Here is a 22,795-nt window from a genome sequence, read left to right as displayed (position 1 = left end):
ATAGGGTGAGTGTTAGTGGAAAATATTGAAAAATGTAGAAAAAATGCTAAAAAATATAAGTTTAGATTTCACTTGTATAAGTGGTTAGGCAATATTTGTCTACTAGTATTTTTGGTCTTTTTACTAAATTCAGTGGTGATTTTTTGTGGACAAACTGCTCTTCAAGGAAGTTATGGTTCAACAGCATCAACTGTTTATAGCTATCTTGGGAAATATAGCTATCCAGAATATGCTTATGGGTTTGATAAAGATGGCTTGATAATTATGCTGACTAGTTTTTTACCTGTATTATTTTTTGTTGTTCTTGAAAAAATTAATGGAAGTAAAATGCGTAGGCTTTTAGTAGAAATTGATATTCATGATCTTGAAGAGGAAAGAAAAAATCAGCAAGATCGTGATAGAGAAATGAGTCGACCATGTGATTAAGTTTTTTGATAATTTATCTAGTGTTAACTTTCAGGAGAAAAAATGCTTTCATTTCAAAAGCTTCTAAAGGCTGAACAAATCAGCCAAGGCGACTTAACGACTCTTTTTAAACAAGCTGATAGCTATAAAGAAAAATTAGAAGATAGTCAGCCTATAACTGATATGCAGAGTAAAATTATGGCATCACTTTTTTTTGAGCCAAGTACTCGAACTAGGTTTTCTTTTGAATCTGCTATGAATCGACTTGGTGGAAGTGTGATTTCATTAGAGGGTAGAGATTCAAGCTCGGTAGCAAAAGGAGAAACACTTGAGGATACAGGGCAAGTAATGGATCAATATGCTGATATAATCGTAATGAGACATCCACAAGCTCATAGTGTTGAGAAGTTTAGTACGAATGTTAGCTCACCAGTTATCAATGCTGGGGATGGTGATAATGAACACCCAACCCAGTCATTAGTAGATTTATATACGATACACTCTGAAAAAGGTACATTGAAAAATCTCAAGGTAGGTTTTATCGGCGATTTAAAGTATGGGCGGACGGTGCACTCTTTAGTTAAGATACTTGCAAAGTTTGGTTGTTCATTTAAATTTATATCTTCTGATTATTTGCGTATTCCGAACACTCTCAGAGAGTTTATAAATCAAAATGGAAACTCATTTGAAGAACATCAAAAGGTAGAATCAGAGATACTTGATGATTTGGATGTGCTTTATGTAACAAGAGTACAAAAAGAAAGGTTCCCAAGTGAGCAAATATATCTTGAAAACAAAGATTTGTGTTACTTAGAAAGGGAGCATATATCAGCTATAAGTGATTTTATAATCTTGCATCCGCTCCCAAGAGTTGATGAGATGGATAAATCTATTGATGATCTCAAGTGTGCTAAATATTTTGATCAGGTAAAACTAAGTGTACCTATAAGAATGGCTTTGTTATACTGTTTGTTTAATTCTTAAAAGACTCATAAAAGTGAACAAAAAAGAAAATATAATGTGGTCTCTTAGCCTTTATGGTACTGCTATAGGGGCTGGGGTTTTATTTTTACCTATTCAAACAGGCATTTCAGGCATTATACCTGTTGCGATAATACTGTTGTTTATATTTCCAATGGTTTTTTTATCGCATCGAGCACTATGTAGATTTGTAATTTCCAATCCAAAAGGGAATCATGACATTACACACGTTGCCGATGATTATTTTGGTAAGATGGGTGGAATATTCTTTAATATTCTGTATTTACTCGCAATATTTCCAATACTTTTGGTTTATAGTGTAGCGATTACAAATACTTTACAGAGTTTTATTCATAATCAGTTAGGATATGAATTACAAAATCGATTTATATTAAGCTTTTGTACAATAGCTTTTTTAGTTTTTATAATTAATTTTGGACAGAAATTTATTATTCGGGCAATGAGTTTTTTGGTATTTCCATTTATATTTTCATTAATAATTCTTTCGCTATGGATGGTTCCACATTGGAGTCTTGATATTTTTCACGAAAGTTTTAAGCAAACAAGTTCAGTTTCAGGTGTGATTATAGCTATTTGGCTAATTATGCCAATACTAATTTTTTCTTTTAATCATTCACCTATAATTTCATCTTTAGCTGTCTATGCCAAAAACAAATATGAACAAGATGCTGATAAAGAAGCTTCAAAAATTATAGCGTTCAGCAATATTCTTATGATTATTACAGTAGTGCTGTTTGTGGTTAGTTCGATGCTTGTTTTAACACCGCAAGACCTTATGTCTGCTAAAGAAGAAAACGTTTCAATTCTCTCGTATTTAGCAAACCATTTTGAAAATCATACACTAGAATACTTGGCTCCAATGGTTGCTTTAGTTGCTATGGGAAAATCCTTCTTTGGGCATTATTTAGGCTCGAAGGAGGGCATTGATGGCATTGTATGTAAGATAGCTAAGAACAGCATAAAAGAAAGCTCGGTTCGACCAATTACTCTTACTGTTGTCTTTCTGATGTGTTGGTTTACTGCATATATAAACCCAAATATTTTAAGTATGATTTCAAGTATTGGCGGACTTGTGTTAGCAGTTATATTATTTATTATGCCTATATATAGTATTTACAAAATCAAGAACCTTCAAGAATATAAGAAACCGTTGGCAGATATCTTTATATTAGCAGTAGGGGGTATTGCTCTTTCATCAGCTATTTATATGTTATTTTAAGTGAAAAGGAGACTTTTATATTTGATACGGCACTTCGATTATTACTCTAGTATCTCCTTCTTGACTTAAGTTTTTTAAAGCCCATTTTATAAGAAATACTCTTTGATTGTGTAACATACTATGCCAAAGTTTTCTATTTTGAACTTTAGGGAGCACTATCGTTGATAGCTCATGGTTATTATTATCAGAAGTTTTGATGTATTTAACAAAATAATAAACAAAAGATTCTATCTTAGGTTCTATGACCGTAAGATCTTCTTTTATGTTTAGTTTTTGCCAATTATCTTTAAGTTTTTCTGTTTCAGTCTGATCCATGTTTATAGTTACTATATCAACATTGTTTGAAATTGATTTGGCAAATTCTATAGCTTTTACTGTTCCTTTATGAAGTGTTGATATTGGGACAATAATCTTGATACTATTTTGAGCTTCTAGATTTACACTTATAGGTTTAATAGTTTCAAGTTCAAGTCTCTTTTTAACTGAGTTATAATGTGCATTTATGCGATAAAACATTAGCACTATTAGCGGAATAGCAACAACAACAATCCATGCACCTTCATTGAATTTTGATTCAGCAATAATCAAAACAGTAACAAAAGTAGCTATACAGCCAATTAGATTAATACCAGCTTTTAAGTACCATTTGGGAACTTTATCACGCTTTTTAAACCAAAAGACTAGTAGACCACTTTGACATAGAGTAAACGCTAGAAAAACTCCAATAGAATAAAGGGGTATCAGGGCGCTTGTATCTGCATCAAAAAGTAAAATTAAAGCCATTGCGAAGATAGCTAAAATCATAATACCATTTCTAAAGGCAAGTCTTTCATCTTTATTTTTAAATTGTGCTGGTAAGAAACCATCTTTACTCAATATAGAAGCTAAAATTGGAAATGCTGAGAAAGATGTGTTTGCTGCAATTATAAGTATAAGACAAGTAGCTAGCTGTAAAAAATAATAAGCTATGCCACCACCAAAAATATAATGCCCCAGCTGAGATAAAGCACTTTGATCGACAAGAGGTCTTATATCAATTTTATAAGAAAGGTATCCAATACCAGTAAACATAACTATTAATACAACAATAAGAGCCATGAGAGTGAGTATGGCATTACGTTTTCTATCAGGGCGGAATAAAGACACACCGTTTGCTATTGCTTCTATCCCAGTCATGGCTGAACATCCTGAAGAAAATGCTCTCAAAATTAATGTTAGAGTTAAAGCTTGGTTTACCACCACTAAATGACTGGTTGTATTTGAATAATCAATAGGTTGAATATCTCCAATAATCAGATGATATGCTCCTATCACTAATAATGTTAAAATAATCCCAACAAAGGCATAAGTTGGCCAAACCAAAATTGTTGCCGTGTCTTTTATTCCTCTTAGGTTTATCCACATCATTACCATTATAGCAATTACTGCCATTTCAACTCTGTAGTCTATGAGTGAGGGGATTGCAGATGTAATTGCTAAGATTCCAGCAGAAACACTTACAGCGACGGTTAAAACATAATCAATCAATAAAGCTCCAGCAGCAATTAGACCTAATGGAACTCCTAAGTTCTCTTTAGCCACCATATATGCGCCCCCACCCTTAGGGTAGGCGTTGATTGTTTGAACATAAGAGATTCCCACAATTACAATTAAGGCTAAAATGAATAATGATATATGGAATGAAAAACTAAGTGCTGCAACACCTGCTACTGCTAGTGTAGCTAGTATTTCTCCAGTAGCATATGCAACAGATGATAATGCATCAGAAGATAATATAGGTAGAGCAAATCTTTTTGGTAAAGTATATTCATCCATATTTTTTTTTGAAATGGGATTACCGAAAATTATATTCCAAAGCATAACTTGGTTGCCTTATTTGGTTTATAAAACGAGCAGATAATACTCTTATTTTGTGGGTTTAGCAAATATTTTTATGATTAGTTTAATCATGCTCTTTGAGATTTTGGAGTTCTTTTATGTGTTTGGTTATAGGTTTGGAAATCAGTTGCATAGCTTCCTTAAGAGCCAAAGGTTTAGAGTAAAGATAACCTTGTACATAGTCGCAGCCAAGCTCTTTTAGTATATCTTCATGGATTTGATACTCAACCCCTTCTGCGACTGATTTAATACCTAAAGATTTTGCAATACCTATTATCGCCTTAACTATGATTTGTTTTCTGTCATCTTTATGAAGTGTTCTAATAAATGTCTGGTCTATTTTGAGTGCATCGACATTATGGTCTATTAAACGATTAATTGAAGAGTACTCGACACCAAAATCATCAATCGTTAGACTTATACATTTTTCCTTTAATAGGTCTGAAATATGATTATTTTTCTTTAGACTCATAATGCGACCAAAAGCATCTTCTATAAGTTCGAGTTCAAACATATTGTTTGGTAAATCACTTTCATCTATAATTTTTACTACTTCAACTATATGCTTTAAAAAATCTTTTACATATGGAGATATATTTATAGAAATACGCTTATCTTTTAAACCTGCACTTTCAACTTCTTCTATAACTTTTTTTACCGCGTAAAGATTGAGTTTTTCAGACAACCCTATCTTTCTAACATGATTAACAAGGTCTTGAGTGGTTGCATCGATATTATCGGGTAAATCAAATCTAAGAAGTGCTTCAAAACCACTTATGTTATTGGTAGTTAAATCAATTTGGGGCTGGTAGTGAAAGAAAAATAAATCTTTAGAAAATGCTTTTAGAATATATTTTTCTAACTCTTGTTCTGAAATGAAGATCTTTTCCAAATCCTCTGAAAAAAATGAATAATTTGTTTTACTACTTTTTGATTTATATAGAGCTAAGTCAGCTTGCTTTAGCAGAGTATTTATTTTCATGCCACTTGAGTAAGGGGCTATACCAATACTTACTCCAGAATGGAATGCTTTACCTTTAAAGATATAATTTTGATTACAGATATTATTGATTCTTTCAGCAATGGATTCTATGTCACGGATACTTTTGATATTATTTGCTACGATAATGAATTCATCACCACCAAGTCTAGCAACGATATCTGTTTCTTTTATTAATCGCTTGATTCTTTTAACCAATTCTATAAGTACATGATCGCCATAATCATGACCATAAAAATCATTTATTTTTTTAAAATCGTTACAATCGATCATAATTACAGCAAAGTCAGAAGTTGCATTATTAATGTAGATATTATTGATCTTGTCAGCAAGATATTTGTTTAGATAGTTTCTGTTATATGCTTTCGATAGCGGATCAATATTTGCCATATCCTCAACCATCGAAACATTTCTAGAAGATTCTAAGATAGATGCTATAACACAAAGAAGACTTGATAAATCATCTACATCAGTTTGGTTATAGTCAGTATCTTTATCAGATAAGTAAAACATACCGATAGTTAAGTTATTTGAATTTTTAATCGGTAGAGCAAGATATGAGCCAAAATGTAACTCTTTTTTTTGTGTTTTATCATCATTTGAACTACTTTGAATATTATTTAGAGAAAAGTCTTCATTTTCTAAAATATGACCGAAAAGCACATCTAAATTCCTAAGGATTAAACCATGCTCAATACTTTTTTCAAAAAAATGCTTAGATTGCTTATCAGAATTAATGTTTGATATAGCATAGCTTTTTAAAAATGAGCCTTTAGTATCTTTATAGGTAGGGCCTATAAACCCATATTTACTTCCTGTGATGCGAATCATAAAGTTAAGAATAGCTTCAAAAATCTCAGGTAAAGGGATTTTGTTTATATACATGTTTTGTACTTGAGATATAAGTTCTGCCGTATTTTCTTTTTTTGATTGCTTACTATAGTCTTTGACTGCGGCTACAAAACACAAATTTCCTTTGAAGATAATATCGTTTGAATTTAGTTTGATTGAAATGGTTTCTCCATTTTTTTTCAAGCCTTTTGTGAACCCACTAGTACCTAGGATTTCTCTAAAAGTTTTATTGTAGTTGCTTGAAACTTTATTTTTCTTTTCTTTGATATGTTTATCAGGAATTAATTTTCCAATTTTTTTACCAATTATTTCATCAGGAGTATATTGGAAAAGTTCAATAGCTGCTGGATTTATATATTTTATAGTGCCTTCATTATCAAAAATAATAATGCTGTCATTAACTATGCTAAGGACATTGTCAAGGTTTTCATGCGACGAAGTTAAATTTATGTTATCTAAACTCTTCTTAGGCATTACTGTTAGACCTTAGTTAAATTAAATTATGTAAGGAAGCTGTTAAATTAAATTATATATTATTAAATCATAGAGGGTAAGAAGTAATTTAATTAATTAACTAATTATGTGTTGACTAGATTTGACTTTTAGTGAAATAAGATATACATTACACTAACCCAAATGGGGGCGAATATGGTTTCGACATGAATGTCAAAGTCTTAGGTGCATGCCGAGGAAGTACAGTACCTCGCTAATAACAGTACAATGCCTATATAACTGGCAACAAAAAAGCAAACCGCGTAGCGGCTAACGACAACAGCTTTGCAGCTGTTGCTAAAGCTGCCTAGTCTAGCTTAATAACCTAGAAACGCACGGATATGATGGGCTTTCTTATGAGGCTGTCTATACATCCGTTCATCTTTTACATAAGATGGTCATTTGCTTTAAGTCTGGAAGTAAATGACTGTACTAATCAGACTCGCTAACTTTTACCCTGACTAACTGGGGAAAAGCCAAGCTAAATACTAAATGAGTTGGTCTAAGCATGTAGATCCGAGGATGAAGAGTTTATGGACGCGGGTTCAAGTCCCGCCGCCTCCACCAAAAATTATTCAAATAAGTATGTAATTTCATCACATACAAGGACTATTCCCCATGAGCAAAACAAATTTTTCAGATCTTTCTTTATCGAAAGAAATGCTTCATAATATTAATGAAATTGGCTATAAGCAAATGACTTCAGTACAAGCAAGCACACTACCACATATATTAAAAGGTCGTGATGTTATTGCTCAAGCAAAAACTGGTAGTGGTAAAACAGCTGCTTTTGGTATTGGGCTTTTGGCTAAACTACAAGTTAAAAAGTACCGTGTACAAACACTAGTTTTATGTCCAACAAGAGAGCTTGCTGATCAGGTAGCTAAAGAACTGCGTGCCTTAGCTAGATTTACGCATAATATCAAAATTCTAACGCTTTGTGGTGGTGTGGCTTTTCGTCCACAAGAAGAATCTTTACGTCATGAAGCTCACATAATAGTGGGTACACCAGGGCGAGTGCTAAAACACCTTGATAAAAACACTCTAAACTTAAAAGATGTCGATACTTTGGTTTTTGATGAAGCTGATAGAATGTTAGATATGGGCTTTATTGATGATATTGAGAAAGTTTTAACATACACTCCTAAAAATAGACAAACCCTACTTTTCTCAGCAACTTATACTGATGAAATCATTGCTATAAGCGATAAAGTTCAAAACAATGCTATAAGTGTGAAAACTACAGATACAGAAGTTGCCAATAAAGTTACTGAAGTATTTTATGAAGTAAAGACTGCTAGCAAACTCAAAACTTTAATTAATGTACTTAGTACTTATCAGCCAGAAAATGTGATCATATTTACAAATACTAAAGTAGAAGCAAATGAGCTAGCACAAAGCTTAAAAAGCCACAATATAGACGCTTTAGCAACACATGGTGACCTTGAGCAGTATGAAAGAAATGATGTGCTTGTGCAATTTGCTAATAAAAGCTGTCGTGTGCTTATTGCTACAGATGTTGCTGCTCGTGGATTAGATATCAAAGAGCTAGCAATGGTTATAAACTATGATATTCCTTACAATGAAGAAACTTATACTCACAGAATAGGTAGAACAGCTAGAGCTGGTGAAGAGGGTGTGGCTATATCTATCTATAATTCAAATAGATCTTTTAAAGCTCTTAATTATCAAAATGAAACACGTAGATATGAAGACTCAAGTACTTTAGAAACTATTCCTGACTTTGCGATGAAGCCGATATATAAAACTCTTGTAATTGAAGCTGGTAAAAAAGATAAGCTCCGAGCAGGAGATATATTAGGTGCTTTGACTGGTGATGTTGGAATTGCAGGAAAAGCTATTGGTAAAATAGATATTTACGATAGACAAAGCTATGTAGCTATTGATCGATCTTTAATTGATTCAGTTCATAAAAAACTTTCTAATGGTAAGATTAAGGGTAGAAAATTCCCTGTATGGATTTTGAAATAGCTTAAAGCTGAATATTTTCAAAAATAATTATTTTATAGATCATCAAATTTTATAACTTTTACCGCTCTACCAAGTATTACAGCACTAGAAGGATGTTTTATATTTTCTTTATCCTGGAAGTTTGAGTTGAGTGGCATTAGACAAAGTTTACCATCATTTTTGTATAGTAATTTGACGGTTGCTCCTTCAGAATTTTGCGCAACTACAACTTTACCGATTAGACTATTTATGTCAATTTGGTTTGGATCGACTATTATAGATTCGCCTTCTTGTAGTGAATACTTAAGGTATTTGTCTGTAAGTATTTGTCTATCTGAGTGATCAAAAGTCATACTTTTGCCTGTAATTTCGAGTAAATAACCATTTTTGGGAATTATATTTGCAGGTAGCTCCATATGTCCTATAGGATCTGTATCTGTGGAAGATTCTGTAAATTCACCTGCTTGAACATAGTCTAAAATTGGAACTTGTATAATTGGCGTGGTTGATTCTTGGATTACGCTTTTCGTAAGATTTATCTGACCCAAAATACTCATTACTTGCTCATGTCTACTCATAGTAGGGCTTGAAATACCAGCTATCCAGTTGCGTATAGCTTTAGTGCTTATATTTAGCCTTTCAGCTAATGCTTTTTGTGTCATCCCGATAGATTTAAGTTTGGGCTTTAACTCGGTTGTATAATCAAACATCTTACAACTATAGTTGATTGTTATAATATGTAATTATATATTATTATTTTTATTCTTAAACTCATAAAGCGGAATTTTTAGTTGTAAAGTGGCTATTTGTATATTATATTTGTAGTTAATCGGAATATTTAGTTCCGCTTTTAATAAAAAGGAAGTGTCTTATGTTTAGAAAAAGTATTTTAGTCGCAAATAATGAAATGAGGCTTTTGTTGTCAGTAATTAAATCTAACTACATATCAGACAATAAAAATGCTCTTCAAGAAGTAAATAAAAATTGTGTAGCAAATCGTATTGATGATGAAAATATAAAATCATATGTGATTAATTGTTGGGATAACTTAGAAGATAAAATAGGTTTCGAAGTAACTTTACTAGAAAATAATTGTAAGAGAAGTATTATAAATCGTTTGTATAATAGATCTCGTGATTTGAATTTTGTGATAAAAACTAAATCAGATGTAGTTTCTGAAGAGCTACAAGATAATATCAAGAAAACATCTAATATTAGCGTAATTGTGAAAGAGTTTATTTTATAGAAGTTTTATTGTGATAGCTCTTAGAAAAACTATTTTACAGGGATTATAACTTCATTCTTGCGTAGGAAAGGTATTGTCCACGGTGGGTTATATCCAGCTGCTTGAGGCGCACCTATAATTTCAAGATTATTTGAAGCTATCCATTTTTTTAGTTTTTCTGTATTTGCCTCTATCGACTGCTTATCCATGTAGCCATTAAACTCAATAACAGCTACTTTTGTTTTAGGTTTTTCAACTAGTTTAACCTGTTCACCTGTAGGTTTAGGAGCATTTTTTAGTGTCATTTCAGCAGGCATTACAAAAGCTATTGTCCAAGAATTATCCTGTTTGTTGTTATTTATAAGAACTGGAGCTGTCATCTCGATATCTTGTTCATTATCTTTTATAAGAACAGGAGCTGTCATTGAAATTTTTTGTTTAGCAATATTTGAGCCAGTAATATATTTAAATAGCTCTCTAAAACCTTTGTTTACTGCTGATTTATAGTCTTTACCTTCAACAGTCATTTGTGCTTCGACTACCGGCTCATAAACTCTTACTGAAAAATTATCTTCTTTTTTAATGTCTTGATATTTTGCTTGAGGAGTAGAGTTTATAACAACTACACTACATGATGATAAGGCGATAGATAATCCTAATGCAGATATTTTTTTTAACATAATGCTCAACCTTTAATGTCTATTTTGTACTACTATTATAGTCTCTAGAAAAGCACTAGGTGATTAAAGTTTTGTAAGGTTTTGTAAGAATAAAGTTATTATTATAGTTTAATAGCTTTATAAACACTATTTACTCTAAGCTTAGATTCAACTATTATATAGTTTCAATATTGATGTTCTTTTAATAGTGAAATTTCCTTATGAAAATAATGTTCTCAGCAGATGGTATATCTAAAAGTGATTTAGAAAAAACAACAACAATTTCAAAACTCGTAGATTGTGTCAAAATAGGTCATATATTATGTTCTACATTATCTTTTAAAGAGATTAACGAGCTTGTTGGTGACAAGGATATATTCTTGGACTTTAAACTTCATGATATACCAAATACTGTCAAAACGGCTATTGAAAATTATTCAAAAGCTATTCCAAACTTTAAGTATTTCACATTCCATGGTACAGCAAGCGATGAGATGGTAAAAGCTGCATTAACAGCAGAAACAATGGCGATACCTTTAGCTGTTATCACGTTAAGTAGTGATGCTAATTTTGATAAAGCAGATAGTATAGCTAAATTTGAAAGGTGTGTGAAACTTGGAGTTACAGATTTTATTTGTCATCCTCATTTAGTTGCTGATGTTAAAGCTAAATTTGGCGATAAAATAAAGTTATATGTCCCTGGTGTAAGGCTTGAAAGTGATTTAACGGATGACCATTTTAACGCGTTAACTCCTCAAAAAGCTAAAGAGTTGGGGGTTGAATACATTATTGTTGGTAGACCGTTATTGCGTGCAGAAAATATTTCAGAAAAGTTAAAAGAATTTGAGTATTAAGAAATATGAAAAATCAAAATCTTAAAAATGTAATTATTTCACCACCTTTTGGGAAGTACATCAAATTTAAAGAAAGCTCAAATGTATATGGTTCTTTTACTGTAAATAGGCGTTGGGGGCTTATCAAACAGGCTATTAAAACTATTCGTAAAGTAGAAAAAAATGCTTGGCGTAATAAAATTGGTTTGCGTAACCCAGGTTTAGCAAATATAAATCCACCTAAACGAGCTCAAGATATTATTTCTTTAGCTGCTTTAGAGGTGGCTGATTGGCATAGTTTTGCAGAGACGCTAAAAAGCCCCAAATTTTCTACTCATAAAAATATAGAAATAAATATAGGTTGTCCAAATGCTGCTATAGTCGATTTTCCGATAGAATTAGCACCATTATTTGCAGATAAAAACATAATAGTTAAAGTACCGCCAACAATTGATATTAATGCTAAAATTAGAGAGTTTATCAAAGTGGGTATAACATCTTTTCATCTTTGTAATACTATCCCTACACCAAAAGGTGGTGTATCTGGTTACCCGTTGCATCAATATACTTTTCCAGCTATCAAAAAGGCTAGAGAGGAATTTGGCGATAGTATAACTATTGTAGGCGGTGGGGGGATCTATACCCTAGAAGATGCGAAAAAATACTTAGAAATTGGAGCAGACCACTTAGCTCTTAGTTCAATTATGTTTAACCCTATCAAAGGTCGAAGACTCGCTAAGCAGATTATAGGTTTGATGAGTAGATAATTTTTTAGGTTTCTAATTAGTTTGATTTTTCCATAAATATAAGTTAAATTAAGCCTCACCATATAAAACTACACTGATAGTTCATGAAAAAAACTACCATTACACTCTTATTATCTTTAGCTTTTTTTTCACTATATGGTTCCGAGAATTCAAACGAAGAGCCTCCTCTTATTGAAAAAGTAAAAATTAAAAATGATATGGGCGCAATGAATTCTAGATTTGAGATCAAGTTTGCTGGGGTGAAAAAAGAAATAAAATCAAATAAAAGTGTAACAATATATAATTCTGAAAAAGATACTCCTAGTGCCTGTCAGGAGAATAGATACAATGAGTTTACTTGTGAGGTAACTATGTATTATGATGGAATACCTAAAAAGTTTAAGTTTGAACCAACAAAAGAAGTTTATAAAATCTCTGGCCTTATTGAGAATGAATCTTAATAAAGTAGAAGTTTGAAATAACGATAGAATTTATTAGAAATATTTATTTAGCGAATTGCTCAGAAACAAATTCCCAGTTTACTATATCCCATAGAGACTCAACATACTTAGGTCTAGCATTACGGTAGTCTACATAGTAAGCATGCTCCCATACATCAAAAGTTAGTAGAGGCTTTTTGTTGTCTGTAAGTGGGCAACCAGCATTACTTGTAGTAGTAATTTCTAATTTGCCATGAGAGTTCTTAACTAACCATGCCCAACCAGAACCAAATGTAGTAACTGCAGCATTTGAGAATTGTGCTTTAAACTCATCAATAGAGCCAAAAGTTTCAATTATAGCCGCCTTTAAAGCACTAGATGCTTCAGTCTTCTTTGGGGATAAGCAGTTCCAGTAGAAAGTATGGTTATAAACTTGAGCAGCATTGTTAAACATACCGCCACTAGTAGTTTTAATAACTTCTTCAAGGTTTTGGCCATCATGTTCAGTGCCTTCAACTAACTTATTTAAGTTAGTTACATAAGTTTGATGATGCTTCCCATAATGGTATTGGATAGTCTCTTTAGAGATTACAGGCTCTAGAGCATCTTCCGCATAAGGTAATTTTGGTAGTTCAAATTTCATAGTTAACTCCTTTTGATTAATTTAATCGTTTAATATTTAACTGTATTTAGTATAATATGCTATCATTTTTTTAGAGAAATTTCTAAGCTTAGTAAGCTTATTAGATTAATTTAACCAGTAAGGATATAGTTATGTACACAGCAGAAGAACAACAAGTCGTTGATAAGATACAAAAACAAATCACAGAAAACGATATAATTTTATATATGAAAGGTACTCCAAATATGCCACAATGTGGTTTTTCTGCTCATGCATCTACTGCTGTTAGAGCATGTGGTAAGCCTTTTGCATTTGTTAATATTCTTGAAAACCCAGATATTCGAGCAATACTACCAAAAGTTGCTGAATGGCCTACATTTCCACAATTATGGGTAAAAGGAGAGCTTGTTGGTGGTTGTGATATAATCATGGAAATGAAAGAGTCTGGCGAGCTTCAAGAGACTATCAACACCGTGGAATAGGCATTTATCCTAAATAATTGATTTTTAGTATATTTTAATATGCTATAATTTAAAAAATCTTCAGGGCAGGGCGTAATTCCCTACCGGCGGTAACTATCTTTAGAAGCCCGCGAGCGCTTTTTGAATTTTCAAAAAGGTCAGCAGATTTGGTGAGACTCCAAAGCCGACAGTTAAAGTCTGGATGAAAGAAGATGATTGAAACTCAAGTAAGTTAAATGATTGACAGTGATGTTAATTACTTGATTTATTTAATATATGAGAAAAATATTTAAGTATATTCTTGAGATTTTTTTATTCCTGCCCTTAATGTTATTGACAACCTAAAAGCGGCAGTATGAAACACATAGATCAATACTATATGCAACAAGCACTAACTCTAGCAAATAGAGGTCGATTTAGTGTGTCACCGAACCCAATGGTTGGCTGCATTATTGTTAAAGATGGTTTGATTGTTGGTGAGGGCTATCATGCCCAGGCTGGAAAAGCTCATGCGGAAAAGTATGCTCTTGAAAAAGCTGGTTCAAATACACAGGGTGCAACAGTTTATGTCACTCTAGAACCATGTTGTCATTTCGGTAAAACTCCTCCATGCACAAAAGCTTTAATTGAAGCGAAAGTATCAAGAGTTGTTGTAGCCACCTTAGATCCTAATCCTAAAATGGCAGGCAAAGGAATAGATATTCTTTTAGGTTCAGGTATTGAGGCTGAGGTTGGACTTTTAGAAGATAAAGCTCAAGACCTTAATAAAATATTTTTCCATTATCAAAAATATAAAAAGCCGTTTGTATTTGCAAAATGGGCAATGTCTTTAGATGGTAAAATCAAAGTTAATTCTTACGATAGTAAAAAAATCAGTTCAAAAGAAGTATTTATAAATACTCATCAGACTAGAAATATCTGCGATGCAATATTGGTTGGTAAAAATACGCTGATTGATGATAACCCTGAGCTAGATGTGCGTATAAACTTAAATAGAAAAATTAACCCAACTAGAATAGTTGTTTTTAATGAAATTGAAGATATAAATGAATCTTGGAAGGTTTTGGATCAAAGAGCTGCTAAAACTATACTTGTATGCACATCTATTGACCAGGGTGCAAAGGAAAAGCTTGATAATTTAGGGGTAGAATGTTGGATTGTTCCTACCAGAGATAATAATCTTAATTTAGATAGTTTACTTCATAGATTAGGTGAAATAGGTATTACTAGCATTTTAGTTGAAGGTGGGCAAAAGATATTGGAAAGTTTTATTACACAAGAATTAATCAATGAGTTTATTGTCTCAGTTAGCCCTGTTGCAATTGCAAAAACCAATCCAAAAAAGAAACTCAAATTTAATAATACTAGATTGCTAAGTAATGATTTACTTATCAATGCGTCATTTGCGGGAGATAAAAATGTTTAGTGGTATAGTACAGCAGTTAGGTATAGTTAAGAAAATATCAATACTAAATAATGTTAAGACTTTTTACATAGCTTTTGATAATTGTAGTAAGTGTAACATTGGTGATAGTGTAGCAATCAATGGTACATGTTTGACGGTAACAACAATTAATGCTGAACAGACTATTGCAAGTTTTGATGTGGTTCCAGAAACACTACAGAAAACTAATCTTGATAGTCTTGTAGAAGGTAACATTGTAAATACAGAGCTAGCAATTCGTTATGGTGATTTTGTTGGTGGACATAGTGTACAGGGTCATGTTGATGAGCAAGGAACTATTAACAGTATCAAAGATGTTGGAGGTGCTTGGTTAATTGAAATATCCGCAACGAAGGATTTTATTAGGTATTTGGTTGATAAGGGTTTTGTAACTATTGACGGTATGAGTATTACAGTTGTTGAGGTTTTAGAAAGTGGTTTTAGTGTAACTTTGATTCCACATACTATGGATTCAACTATAGCAAGAAACTATATCGTAGGGACTAAAGTAAACCTAGAAGCAGATGCTACGGGTAAATATATTTATAAATACATGCAAGGATTTAAGAATGTTTGAGCAAATAAAACAAAATGTCAACAATGCCATACAAGCACTTAAAAGTGGTAAAGCTGTGGTTGTAATTGATGATTATGATCGTGAAAATGAAGGTGATCTGATATTACCTGGTGAAATGGCAACACAAGAAAATATTGCGTTTATGTTACAGTATACGAGTGGTATAGTTTGCTTAGCAATGGATAGCACTCAAGCAAATAAACTAAGTCTTGCTCCAATGGTTGCCGCTGATAAAAATAACAGTACTTTTGAAACGCCATTTACTGTGACAATAGAAGCAAAAGAGGGTGTGACAACAGGGGTTTCTGCTAAAGATCGCGCTCAAACTATACAGGTAGCTTCAAAAACCACAGCTAAAGCTTCCGAGCTAGCTAGACCTGGGCATATATTTCCATTGATAGCTAATGATAAAGGTGTGCTTGGGCGTAATGGTCATACTGAAGCAACAGTTGATTTGATGAAATTATCAGGTTTTAATAGTGCTGGTGTTTTATGTGAGCTGATGAATAAAGATGGTACTATGATGAATGGTGACCAACTAGAACAATTTGCTAAAAAGTATGATCTTCCCGTACTTACAATTGCTGATTTATATCAATACCGTTTAGCAACAGAAGTTTTTGTAGAGAAACAGGCAAGTTCAAAAATGCCATTTGAAGGTGTTGGTGAGCTTGAAATGACTGTTTATAAAGATGTTTTTAGTGGTGATGAAGTTGTGGTCTTATCTAAAGACTATAGTGGTGATAATCCATTAGTGAGAATGCATTCATCTTGCATAACAGGTGATTTATTTGGTTCATTGAGATGCGATTGCCAATCTCAATTACATAAAGCAATGCAGATGGTTAACCAAGATGGTGGCTATCTTATATACCTAAATCAAGAAGGTAGAGGTATTGGCTTAGTAAATAAACTAAAAGCATACAACTTACAGATGAATGAAAACATGGATACCATTGAAGCAAATGAAGCTTTAGGTTTACCAGTAGATTCTAGGAAGTATGACCTTGCAATACAGGTGCTAAAATATAATCAAATATCGAAATGTAAATTAATCTCAAATAATCCCAAGAAGATTAATGCTTTGGAAACTGTAGGCATAGAAGTCGAAACAATAAGCTGTGAAGCTTTTGTTAATTCTCATAATCAAGGTTATTTGAAAACAAAAAAAGACAAAATGAACCATTCAATAAAAGGTATATAAAAGAGGCTAAAAATGAGAAAAATTGCTATAGTTGTTGCAGAATTTAATGATTTAATAACAAATAAGATGCTTGAGGGTGCTGTGCAAGAAGCTTATGATCAAGGCTTAACAGATGAGCAGATTGTTATAAAAAAAGTTCCTGGTGCTGTAGAGTTACCTTATGCTGCAAAATTATTTGCTGAAACTAAGCAAGTTGATGCTATTGTTTTACTTGGTTGTGTAATCCGTGGTGAGACAGATCACTATGATTTTGTTTGTAATCAGGTCAGTGAAGGAACACAAAAAGTAATGCATCAATATAATTTACCTGTAATTTTTGGTATATTAACCACACATAATAAAGAGCAAGCCTTAGAAAGAGTTGGCGGTAAAAAAGGACATAAAGGTAAATACTGTGTCCAAGCTGCTTTAACTATGGCTAATTTGAAAAAAGAAATAGAGAATAACGGAGCATAAAATGCCTTTACAAATTTTGCAGTATCCACATCCAGTATTAAAAGAAGTAGCTAAAGAAGTTTCAAAAGATGAAATTAATGATGATTTTAGAGCAACTCTTGAAGAAATGGCTGGACTTATGAATGAAGCTAATGGTGTTGGGTTAGCGGCTATTCAGGTAGGTATTAAAAAAAGATTTTTTATTATGATTGAGAGTCTTAATAGTGATGAACATAATGTTATAACTATTATTAACCCAGAAATAGTTGAAGAAAAAGGAGAGATAAATGATGAAGAAGGTTGTCTATCTTTTCCTGGTGTTAACGCTAAGGTTAAACGAGCTGAAACTGTAAAAGTTAAAGGCCTCAATGAGTTTGGTGAAGAAATTGAGGTGGAAAAAGAAGGTTATCTTGCTCGTTGTATTCAGCATGAGATTGACCATCTAAATGGGATTACTTTTTTTGACCATTTAGGAGCTATTAAACGCCAGATGATTGAGAAAAAATATAAAAAGCTTATGAAAGAAAATGCAATGGCTTAAACTTTTAAGTTAAATTAGCTGCAAACCCTTTACTTTTTCTGTAAGCTAGGCAAAAATTGTTGTTGAATTATAAAATATTGGAAATAATAGAATATGCGCAAAATTGTTAAATTAGTATCTCTTACTTTTTTACTGTTGGCTGTTGCTTCATGTGGAATGTTAACTGGAGATAAGTTTGTATATCTTGGTCATGGAGAAGATACTCCTGATTATCAGCTTTATTATGATAAAACACGTAAATTATTTTTATTTGTAGATAAGCGAAATGGTTGTTTCCAAAAAGATGATACTGGAACATGTATGGCTTTCACACTTAAAGAAGCTCGTGAGTTTAGAGAGAAAGTATTATCTAAAATGATAGATATAGACCTTAGATTAACTAAAGATGCTTATGGTGATTATGCAATAAAAGAGCTTTCAAAGGCGGGTATTACAACGGTTAATAAGCCAATCAAGATCGATAATGTATTTGCTACACCTATTAGGCAGATCGTGCTAGATAGAAAGCAACAATACCATTTGGTTAGAGAGAAATTTAAGATAGATGCAAATCTTGTTGCAATGGTAACAAATGGAGATAATGGTAAAAAACGTATAAAAGTTGCTTATACTGTAGATTTCCCTAGAATTGTTAAAAAATACAATGCAAAATTAAGACCGTTTGTTGTAGATCCAGAGTATATGTATACACACATGACTATTGATTCAGTCCATGAAGCGAGATTTATGCAAAAAGATGTTATGAAGAATCAAAAGGATGTTACAAAAGAATTGGATAACTATCTTAAGAAGGTTGTTGATGAGGAAGAAAAGCCAAATGGCCACCCTAAAGAAGTTTTATCACGAAAAGTTGCAAAGCTTGAAAGTGATATTGTCACAAATAATATTATGATGGAGCCAAGTGGTTCAACCATTGTAGATAACGATTCAGCAGCTAGTGGAAGTACTGTTAAAGCTAAAGATCTACCTTTAGATCACACTATGACGGAAGATGAAGCGTCAACTGACACTCCTGACACTAAATAAATCTACTTACTTGTAGTTCTAATCAGTTCTTAAAATCTCAAAAAGCTATGTTACAATATGTAAACATTTTTTATAAATAACTTTTTAATGTTTAAAAAAAATAACCCTTTAGTTCTCTTTTTATTTGGCTTTCTAGTTATATGGGTGGGTTTCACTCTTTTGATACACTCACCATCAAGTATTTCTCCTGATACTGTGGAAAACATGATGTGGGGAATGAAAGCTCATTTGGTTTATGATAAACATCCTGGTTTAGGCCCCTTATTTCTTATCCCATTCACTTATTTATTTAATCCTCTTTTAGCAGATCTTCTAGCAGTTAGTGTTTGTATATTTGTCACTTGGTTTTATCTGTATCGAACAATTAAACTTTTTTACCCAATAAAAGAGGCAATAATGTTGTTTCTTTTATCAGTAGCAAGCTTTTTCTATATGGGCGAATTTTTCATTCAATATAACCAAAATATTATTTTATTGCCATTTTGGAGTGCTAGTACATATTATTTTGTTAAGGCAATCACAGATAATAAAAGATTAGACTGGGTTTTATTAGCGATATTTACAGCTCTTGGAGTGTATGCGAAATTCCAGATTGGTTTAATCGCAATTGCGATGCTTATATGTATTGTTATGAAGTTTGATAAGAAATATTTAGTAAATATTTGTATAGCTATTTTAGTTGGTACAATATTTTTATTACCAGGTTTTATATCTCTTTACAGTATTGATTTTGAGACACTAGACTATGTTACAGCTCGTGTTAGCGAGCCAGATTCAAGTTTTCTACATGGTTTTTTGTATGCAGCTTTTGATAGTGTTTTTCAGCTTCTAAACCTTTCAATTGCAATAATTGTTTTTATATATCTTTTTTTCAAGAAAAGAGTAGTTAGATGTAAAAAAGAATATTTATATGATAAAAAAATATTGATCATACTTGGATTAGTTCCTTATATTATATTTGTTTTTTTAGAATCTTTAAATGGAATGTTACCTACAGAGTGGCTTGTTTGTACAACAGTATTTTTGTTGCCAGCAATTTATGCGCTACTGAATTTAAAGTTAGTAGATATGAACATAAGTCTACATAAGCTCGTAGCATTTATTTTAGTCGTTAATTTGGTTTACTTTGTTTCCTTTAATTTAAATACGTTTTTTAACAATAATATAGAGCATAATAATATCGGGGATAGTGTAGCATTAAGTGCCGAAAATTTTTTAACAGAAAATAATCTTCCACAGCCAAATTTTGCTTCTGGAAACTGGGAATATGGCTTCTATTTAAGTGTGTTTATGCAATCAAAACCTCACTACTACAGGATTTGGCAAAACAAAGAAAAGCCAGGTGTTTTATTGTTGGCTTATCCTGGTTGTGATAATACTATTGATGTCACTGTTTATGGCTATAAACTTTTAAAGAAAAGCTGTGAAGAGGTGAAGATAATAGACAAATATAACACCCAATATAAAAAATTTGATTTCTATTTGGCAGAAAAATAAAAAACTTATCTGCTTTTATCAGTAGTATCACTTGTAAAATCTAGTGTATTCTTTATAGTTTAGAATAATAATTTTATAACATATATAACCTCCTTATTACCGATGCAAAAAAATAGCCTAATAATATTTAAATCAAAATTAGCAAAAGTTGTCGATGTATTAGATAAAAAAGTTGACATTGAAACTATAGATGGTAAAAAAATTAAACTGCCACCTAAAAATGTCGATTTACTTTTCACAGCTACAAAAGATTTTGAGCTTGAAGATATTCAAGAACTAGAAATTCCAGAGCTTGAGATGACTTGGGAGCTACTTCAAGAGCAAGATAACACAACCTTAGCTGAGCTTAGTGAACTTTTATTTGAAAAAGAAGGACTTAATGAGGCATATACAGTTTGGAAGCTTGCAAATGCAGGAGAGTACTTTAGCTTTAATGATGATTTTGATGTGATTATTCACTCTGAAGAGCAAAAAGATAAAATTATTGCTGATAGAGAAGAGAGGCTCAAAAAAGAGCAAGAACTAAAAGATTTTGTGTCGCGTATTCATCAAAAAACTTACTTGCCAGAAGATGAGAAGTTTCTTAAAGAAATAGAATCATTAGCCACTCTCAAAAGCCAAAATTGTAGATTATTTAAGCACTTAAAGTTAGAAGAATCTGAAAACAGTTCACACAAGCTTTTATTGGAGGTTGGTTTTTGGGATGAGTTCGTAAATCCTCACTTATATCGCTATGGTGCAGAGCTTGAGAGTAACCCTGCTGAGTTTACCTATAACAATGGTTCAGATCTTAATCGTGTAGATTTAACACATTTAACAGCTTATGCAATAGATGATGAGGGTAGTAACGATCCTGATGATGCTATTAGTTGGGATGAGTCAAATGACAAAATGTGGGTGCATGTTGCAGATCCTTCTTCAAGCATAATTTTTGATGATGAAGTTGATGTCGAGGCTAGAGCTAGAGGGTCAAACCTGTATGTGCCGGAGCATATAATTTCGATGTTACCTACAAATGCTACCGATGTACTAGGACTTGGGCTTAATGAAGTTTCACCTGCATTATCTATAGGCTTTAAAGTTTTAGAAAGTGGCGAAATCACAGACATAGAAATTTGCTTTAGTAAAATAAAAGTTACTAGATTAAGCTATGAGTATGCTCAAGAAAATCTTTCAAATTTGGACTTGGGTCTTATTTCTGAGTTTGCTAAGAATTTTAGCCAAAAACGTCTTCAAAATGGAGCAGTAGAGTTAGAGTTTCCTGAGGTGAAAATATCTTTAGATATTGATAAAAAAGTAAAAATTTCAAATCTTGAGAAGTTAGCTTCAAGAACTTTAGTAAGAGATACAATGCTAATGGCTGGGGTTGCAGTGGGTCAATATTGTCAAGCGAACCAAATACCTGTACCGTATTCAACTCAGCCTGCACATGAGCTAACTCCTGAAAGTTTAGAAAACTTAAACACACCTGCAGAGATGTTTGCAGTGCGTAAAAAACTTCAAAGAGGTTGCCACTCTACTCAACCTAGCATACATGGTGGAATGGGTTTAGAAAACTATGTTCAGGTTACAAGTCCATTGAGAAGGTATCTTGATTTAGTCGTGCATTATCAGCTTAGAAATCATATAGAGGGAAAAGAGTTGATCAATGAGACAAAAGTAAGTGAAATAATCTCTCAAGCAGATATTCCTATCAAAGCTAATCGTCAAACAGAAAGATATTCAAATCAGCATTGGAAATTAGTTTACTTAATGCAAAATGCTGATTTGAAAACAACAGCTACAGTTGTTGAACTTTTAGATAGAGGTAGAGTTATGGTTTCAATTAATGAGCTAGCAATGACAAAGAAATTATCAACTGGTGAAAAAAATAATCTAAATGATACTATTGAGTTATTAAACACCTCGGTAAACCTTATAAATCAAGAGGCTTACTTCAAATAAAGCTAAGCTATCCACCTTAAAGTCACAATACATACACATTGTTATCCACAATTTATTTATTTAATCCTTGACACATTTTTAGCATATAACTCTAATCTTCAAAGCCTTTATTTTGAGGGTTCTTCGTAAATTAATGAAACTTAATATAGTGTTGTTAAAAAATTTACAACAAAAAATAAACACTACTGTAAACAGAGTTATCCACAGCGAGTATTGATTTGATAATTTTTTTCTTGCTTTTTGTTCAAAGCTTTAAAATATAAAGCTTTTATACACAAAGATATTTATTTGATAGTTAAATTTATGACAAATTCATGTATCA

General features: G+C 32.2%; 22 protein-coding genes, 1 other RNA gene and 1 riboswitch. Of the genes, 18 read left to right on the top strand and 5 right to left on the bottom strand.

Annotated features, from left to right (window positions below; genetic code table 11):
• The first annotated feature begins 15 nt into the window (after positions 1–15).
• The 3 genes from FLM55_RS04545 to FLM55_RS04535 are packed head-to-tail and all read left to right on the top strand — an operon-like array spanning position 16 to position 2,626.
• Entirely contained in the window at positions 16–426 is a 411-nt protein-coding gene (locus FLM55_RS04545; RefSeq protein ID WP_178948246.1) for a hypothetical protein, read from the top strand.
• A gap of 42 nt (positions 427–468) precedes the next feature.
• Positions 469–1,389 (top strand): aspartate carbamoyltransferase, encoded by a 921-nt coding sequence (pyrB, locus tag FLM55_RS04540; protein ID WP_178948245.1) that lies wholly within the window; start codon positions 469–471, stop codon positions 1,387–1,389.
• Between the two features lie 34 nt (positions 1,390–1,423).
• Complete coding sequence (locus FLM55_RS04535; protein WP_373193966.1) at positions 1,424–2,626, top strand: aromatic amino acid transport family protein; 1,203 nt, start codon at positions 1,424–1,426, stop codon at positions 2,624–2,626.
• 15 nt (positions 2,627–2,641) lie between these two features.
• On the opposite strand, the gene FLM55_RS04530 is transcribed toward FLM55_RS04535, so the two are convergent.
• Positions 2,642–4,486, bottom strand: a complete 1,845-nt coding sequence (locus tag FLM55_RS04530; RefSeq protein ID WP_178948243.1) for an APC family permease — start codon at positions 4,484–4,486, stop codon at positions 2,642–2,644.
• Between the two features lie 82 nt (positions 4,487–4,568).
• Positions 4,569–6,830 (bottom strand): EAL domain-containing protein, encoded by a 2,262-nt coding sequence (locus tag FLM55_RS04525; RefSeq protein ID WP_178948242.1) that lies wholly within the window; start codon positions 6,828–6,830, stop codon positions 4,569–4,571.
• A gap of 164 nt (positions 6,831–6,994) precedes the next feature.
• On the opposite strand from FLM55_RS04525, the gene ssrA reads away from it, so the two are divergent.
• Both ssrA and dbpA read left to right on the top strand, forming a co-directional pair.
• Positions 6,995–7,415, top strand: a transfer-messenger RNA (tmRNA) gene (gene ssrA, locus FLM55_RS04520).
• A gap of 51 nt (positions 7,416–7,466) precedes the next feature.
• Positions 7,467–8,840 carry an ATP-dependent RNA helicase DbpA gene (gene dbpA / locus FLM55_RS04515; RefSeq protein WP_178948241.1) on the top strand — a complete coding sequence of 458 codons (1,374 nt, stop codon included), beginning with the start codon at positions 7,467–7,469 and terminating at the stop codon, positions 8,838–8,840.
• A 32-nt stretch (positions 8,841–8,872) separates the two neighbouring features.
• Here the strand turns inward: dbpA and FLM55_RS04510 are convergent, their stop codons facing one another.
• On the bottom strand, positions 8,873–9,529 hold the full coding sequence (locus tag FLM55_RS04510; RefSeq protein WP_178948240.1) for a LexA family transcriptional regulator: 657 nt from the start codon (positions 9,527–9,529) through the stop codon (positions 8,873–8,875).
• 161 nt (positions 9,530–9,690) lie between these two features.
• Between FLM55_RS04510 and FLM55_RS04505 the strand changes: the two genes are divergently transcribed.
• Complete coding sequence (locus tag FLM55_RS04505; RefSeq protein WP_178948239.1) at positions 9,691–10,065, top strand: normocyte binding protein 2b; 375 nt, start codon at positions 9,691–9,693, stop codon at positions 10,063–10,065.
• A 29-nt stretch (positions 10,066–10,094) separates the two neighbouring features.
• On the opposite strand, the gene FLM55_RS04500 is transcribed toward FLM55_RS04505, so the two are convergent.
• Positions 10,095–10,724 carry a heme-binding protein gene (locus FLM55_RS04500; RefSeq protein WP_178948238.1) on the bottom strand — a complete coding sequence of 210 codons (630 nt, stop codon included), beginning with the start codon at positions 10,722–10,724 and terminating at the stop codon, positions 10,095–10,097.
• Positions 10,725–10,924: 200 nt separating this feature from the next.
• Between FLM55_RS04500 and pyrF the strand changes: the two genes are divergently transcribed.
• The 3 genes from pyrF (at position 10,925) to FLM55_RS04485 (ending at position 12,743) form a co-directional block, all read left to right on the top strand.
• Positions 10,925–11,557 (top strand): orotidine-5'-phosphate decarboxylase, encoded by a 633-nt coding sequence (pyrF, locus tag FLM55_RS04495; RefSeq protein WP_178948237.1) that lies wholly within the window; start codon positions 10,925–10,927, stop codon positions 11,555–11,557.
• Between the two features lie 5 nt (positions 11,558–11,562).
• Positions 11,563–12,303: a diguanylate cyclase gene (locus FLM55_RS04490; RefSeq protein ID WP_178948236.1), complete on the top strand. Its 741-nt coding sequence runs from the start codon at positions 11,563–11,565 to the stop codon at positions 12,301–12,303.
• An 83-nt stretch (positions 12,304–12,386) separates the two neighbouring features.
• On the top strand, positions 12,387–12,743 hold the full coding sequence (locus FLM55_RS04485) for a hypothetical protein (protein ID WP_178948235.1): 357 nt from the start codon (positions 12,387–12,389) through the stop codon (positions 12,741–12,743).
• A 43-nt stretch (positions 12,744–12,786) separates the two neighbouring features.
• Here the strand turns inward: FLM55_RS04485 and FLM55_RS04480 are convergent, their stop codons facing one another.
• Positions 12,787–13,365, bottom strand: a complete 579-nt coding sequence (locus FLM55_RS04480; protein WP_112869359.1) for a superoxide dismutase — start codon at positions 13,363–13,365, stop codon at positions 12,787–12,789.
• A gap of 131 nt (positions 13,366–13,496) precedes the next feature.
• Between FLM55_RS04480 and grxD the strand changes: the two genes are divergently transcribed.
• From grxD to FLM55_RS04435, 9 genes are all read left to right on the top strand, one after another.
• Complete coding sequence (gene grxD / locus FLM55_RS04475) at positions 13,497–13,826, top strand: Grx4 family monothiol glutaredoxin (RefSeq protein WP_178948234.1); 330 nt, start codon at positions 13,497–13,499, stop codon at positions 13,824–13,826.
• Positions 13,827–13,878: 52 nt separating this feature from the next.
• Positions 13,879–14,023: riboswitch (FMN riboswitch) on the top strand.
• A gap of 137 nt (positions 14,024–14,160) precedes the next feature.
• Entirely contained in the window at positions 14,161–15,231 is a 1,071-nt protein-coding gene (gene ribD / locus FLM55_RS04470) for a bifunctional diaminohydroxyphosphoribosylaminopyrimidine deaminase/5-amino-6-(5-phosphoribosylamino)uracil reductase RibD (protein ID WP_178948233.1), read from the top strand.
• Positions 15,224–15,826 (top strand): riboflavin synthase, encoded by a 603-nt coding sequence (locus FLM55_RS04465; protein WP_178948232.1) that lies wholly within the window; start codon positions 15,224–15,226, stop codon positions 15,824–15,826. The genes ribD and FLM55_RS04465 overlap by 8 nt, the downstream gene beginning before the upstream one ends.
• On the top strand, positions 15,819–17,030 hold the full coding sequence (ribB, locus tag FLM55_RS04460) for a 3,4-dihydroxy-2-butanone-4-phosphate synthase (RefSeq protein WP_178948231.1): 1,212 nt from the start codon (positions 15,819–15,821) through the stop codon (positions 17,028–17,030). Before FLM55_RS04465 ends, ribB begins: the two co-directional genes overlap by 8 nt.
• A gap of 12 nt (positions 17,031–17,042) precedes the next feature.
• Complete coding sequence (gene ribH / locus FLM55_RS04455; RefSeq protein WP_112869364.1) at positions 17,043–17,486, top strand: 6,7-dimethyl-8-ribityllumazine synthase; 444 nt, start codon at positions 17,043–17,045, stop codon at positions 17,484–17,486.
• Position 17,487: 1 nt separating this feature from the next.
• The gene (gene def / locus FLM55_RS04450; RefSeq protein WP_178948230.1) at positions 17,488–18,006 is read left to right on the top strand and encodes a peptide deformylase; all 519 of its coding nucleotides are present in this window, start codon (positions 17,488–17,490) and stop codon (positions 18,004–18,006) included.
• Positions 18,007–18,099: 93 nt separating this feature from the next.
• Positions 18,100–19,032, top strand: a complete 933-nt coding sequence (locus FLM55_RS04445; RefSeq protein ID WP_178948229.1) for a hypothetical protein — start codon at positions 18,100–18,102, stop codon at positions 19,030–19,032.
• 87 nt (positions 19,033–19,119) lie between these two features.
• Positions 19,120–20,529: a glycosyltransferase family 39 protein gene (locus tag FLM55_RS04440; RefSeq protein ID WP_178948228.1), complete on the top strand. Its 1,410-nt coding sequence runs from the start codon at positions 19,120–19,122 to the stop codon at positions 20,527–20,529.
• Between the two features lie 102 nt (positions 20,530–20,631).
• Positions 20,632–22,473 carry a ribonuclease catalytic domain-containing protein gene (locus FLM55_RS04435; RefSeq protein ID WP_178948227.1) on the top strand — a complete coding sequence of 614 codons (1,842 nt, stop codon included), beginning with the start codon at positions 20,632–20,634 and terminating at the stop codon, positions 22,471–22,473.
• Positions 22,474–22,795: the final 322 nt, after the last annotated feature.

It is taken from the genome of Francisella sp. Scap27 (assembly GCF_013394105.1).
GTDB classification, from domain to species: Bacteria; Pseudomonadota; Gammaproteobacteria; order Francisellales; family Francisellaceae; genus Francisella; species Francisella adeliensis.
The sequence above is the reverse complement of the archived record's forward strand: the minus strand, read 5'-3'. Positions and strand labels throughout refer to the sequence as shown.

Excerpts from the sequence above, each read along its gene's own strand:
- FLM55_RS04465 (WP_178948232.1), top strand. The coding sequence starts at position 15,224 with ATGTTTAGTGGTATAGTACAGCAGTTAGGTATAGTTAAGAAAATATCA.
- FLM55_RS04535 (WP_373193966.1), top strand. The coding sequence starts at position 1,424 with ATGTGGTCTCTTAGCCTTTATGGTACTGCTATAGGGGCTGGGGTTTTA.
- ribD (WP_178948233.1), top strand. The coding sequence starts at position 14,161 with ATGAAACACATAGATCAATACTATATGCAACAAGCACTAACTCTAGCA.
- dbpA (WP_178948241.1), top strand. The coding sequence starts at position 7,467 with ATGAGCAAAACAAATTTTTCAGATCTTTCTTTATCGAAAGAAATGCTT.
- FLM55_RS04530 (WP_178948243.1), bottom strand. The coding sequence starts at position 4,486 with ATGCTTTGGAATATAATTTTCGGTAATCCCATTTCAAAAAAAAATATG.
- pyrB (WP_178948245.1), top strand. The coding sequence starts at position 469 with ATGCTTTCATTTCAAAAGCTTCTAAAGGCTGAACAAATCAGCCAAGGC.
- def (WP_178948230.1), top strand. The coding sequence starts at position 17,488 with ATGCCTTTACAAATTTTGCAGTATCCACATCCAGTATTAAAAGAAGTA.
- FLM55_RS04485 (WP_178948235.1), top strand. The coding sequence starts at position 12,387 with ATGAAAAAAACTACCATTACACTCTTATTATCTTTAGCTTTTTTTTCA.
- FLM55_RS04490 (WP_178948236.1), top strand. The coding sequence starts at position 11,563 with ATGAAAAATCAAAATCTTAAAAATGTAATTATTTCACCACCTTTTGGG.
- grxD (WP_178948234.1), top strand. The coding sequence starts at position 13,497 with ATGTACACAGCAGAAGAACAACAAGTCGTTGATAAGATACAAAAACAA.
- FLM55_RS04445 (WP_178948229.1), top strand. The coding sequence starts at position 18,100 with ATGCGCAAAATTGTTAAATTAGTATCTCTTACTTTTTTACTGTTGGCT.
- pyrF (WP_178948237.1), top strand. The coding sequence starts at position 10,925 with ATGAAAATAATGTTCTCAGCAGATGGTATATCTAAAAGTGATTTAGAA.
- ribB (WP_178948231.1), top strand. The coding sequence starts at position 15,819 with ATGTTTGAGCAAATAAAACAAAATGTCAACAATGCCATACAAGCACTT.
- FLM55_RS04435 (WP_178948227.1), top strand. The coding sequence starts at position 20,632 with ATGCAAAAAAATAGCCTAATAATATTTAAATCAAAATTAGCAAAAGTT.
- FLM55_RS04480 (WP_112869359.1), bottom strand. The coding sequence starts at position 13,365 with ATGAAATTTGAACTACCAAAATTACCTTATGCGGAAGATGCTCTAGAG.
- FLM55_RS04525 (WP_178948242.1), bottom strand. The coding sequence starts at position 6,830 with ATGCCTAAGAAGAGTTTAGATAACATAAATTTAACTTCGTCGCATGAA.
- FLM55_RS04500 (WP_178948238.1), bottom strand. The coding sequence starts at position 10,724 with ATGTTAAAAAAAATATCTGCATTAGGATTATCTATCGCCTTATCATCA.
- FLM55_RS04505 (WP_178948239.1), top strand. The coding sequence starts at position 9,691 with ATGTTTAGAAAAAGTATTTTAGTCGCAAATAATGAAATGAGGCTTTTG.
- ribH (WP_112869364.1), top strand. The coding sequence starts at position 17,043 with ATGAGAAAAATTGCTATAGTTGTTGCAGAATTTAATGATTTAATAACA.
- FLM55_RS04510 (WP_178948240.1), bottom strand. The coding sequence starts at position 9,529 with ATGTTTGATTATACAACCGAGTTAAAGCCCAAACTTAAATCTATCGGG.
- FLM55_RS04440 (WP_178948228.1), top strand. The coding sequence starts at position 19,120 with ATGTTTAAAAAAAATAACCCTTTAGTTCTCTTTTTATTTGGCTTTCTA.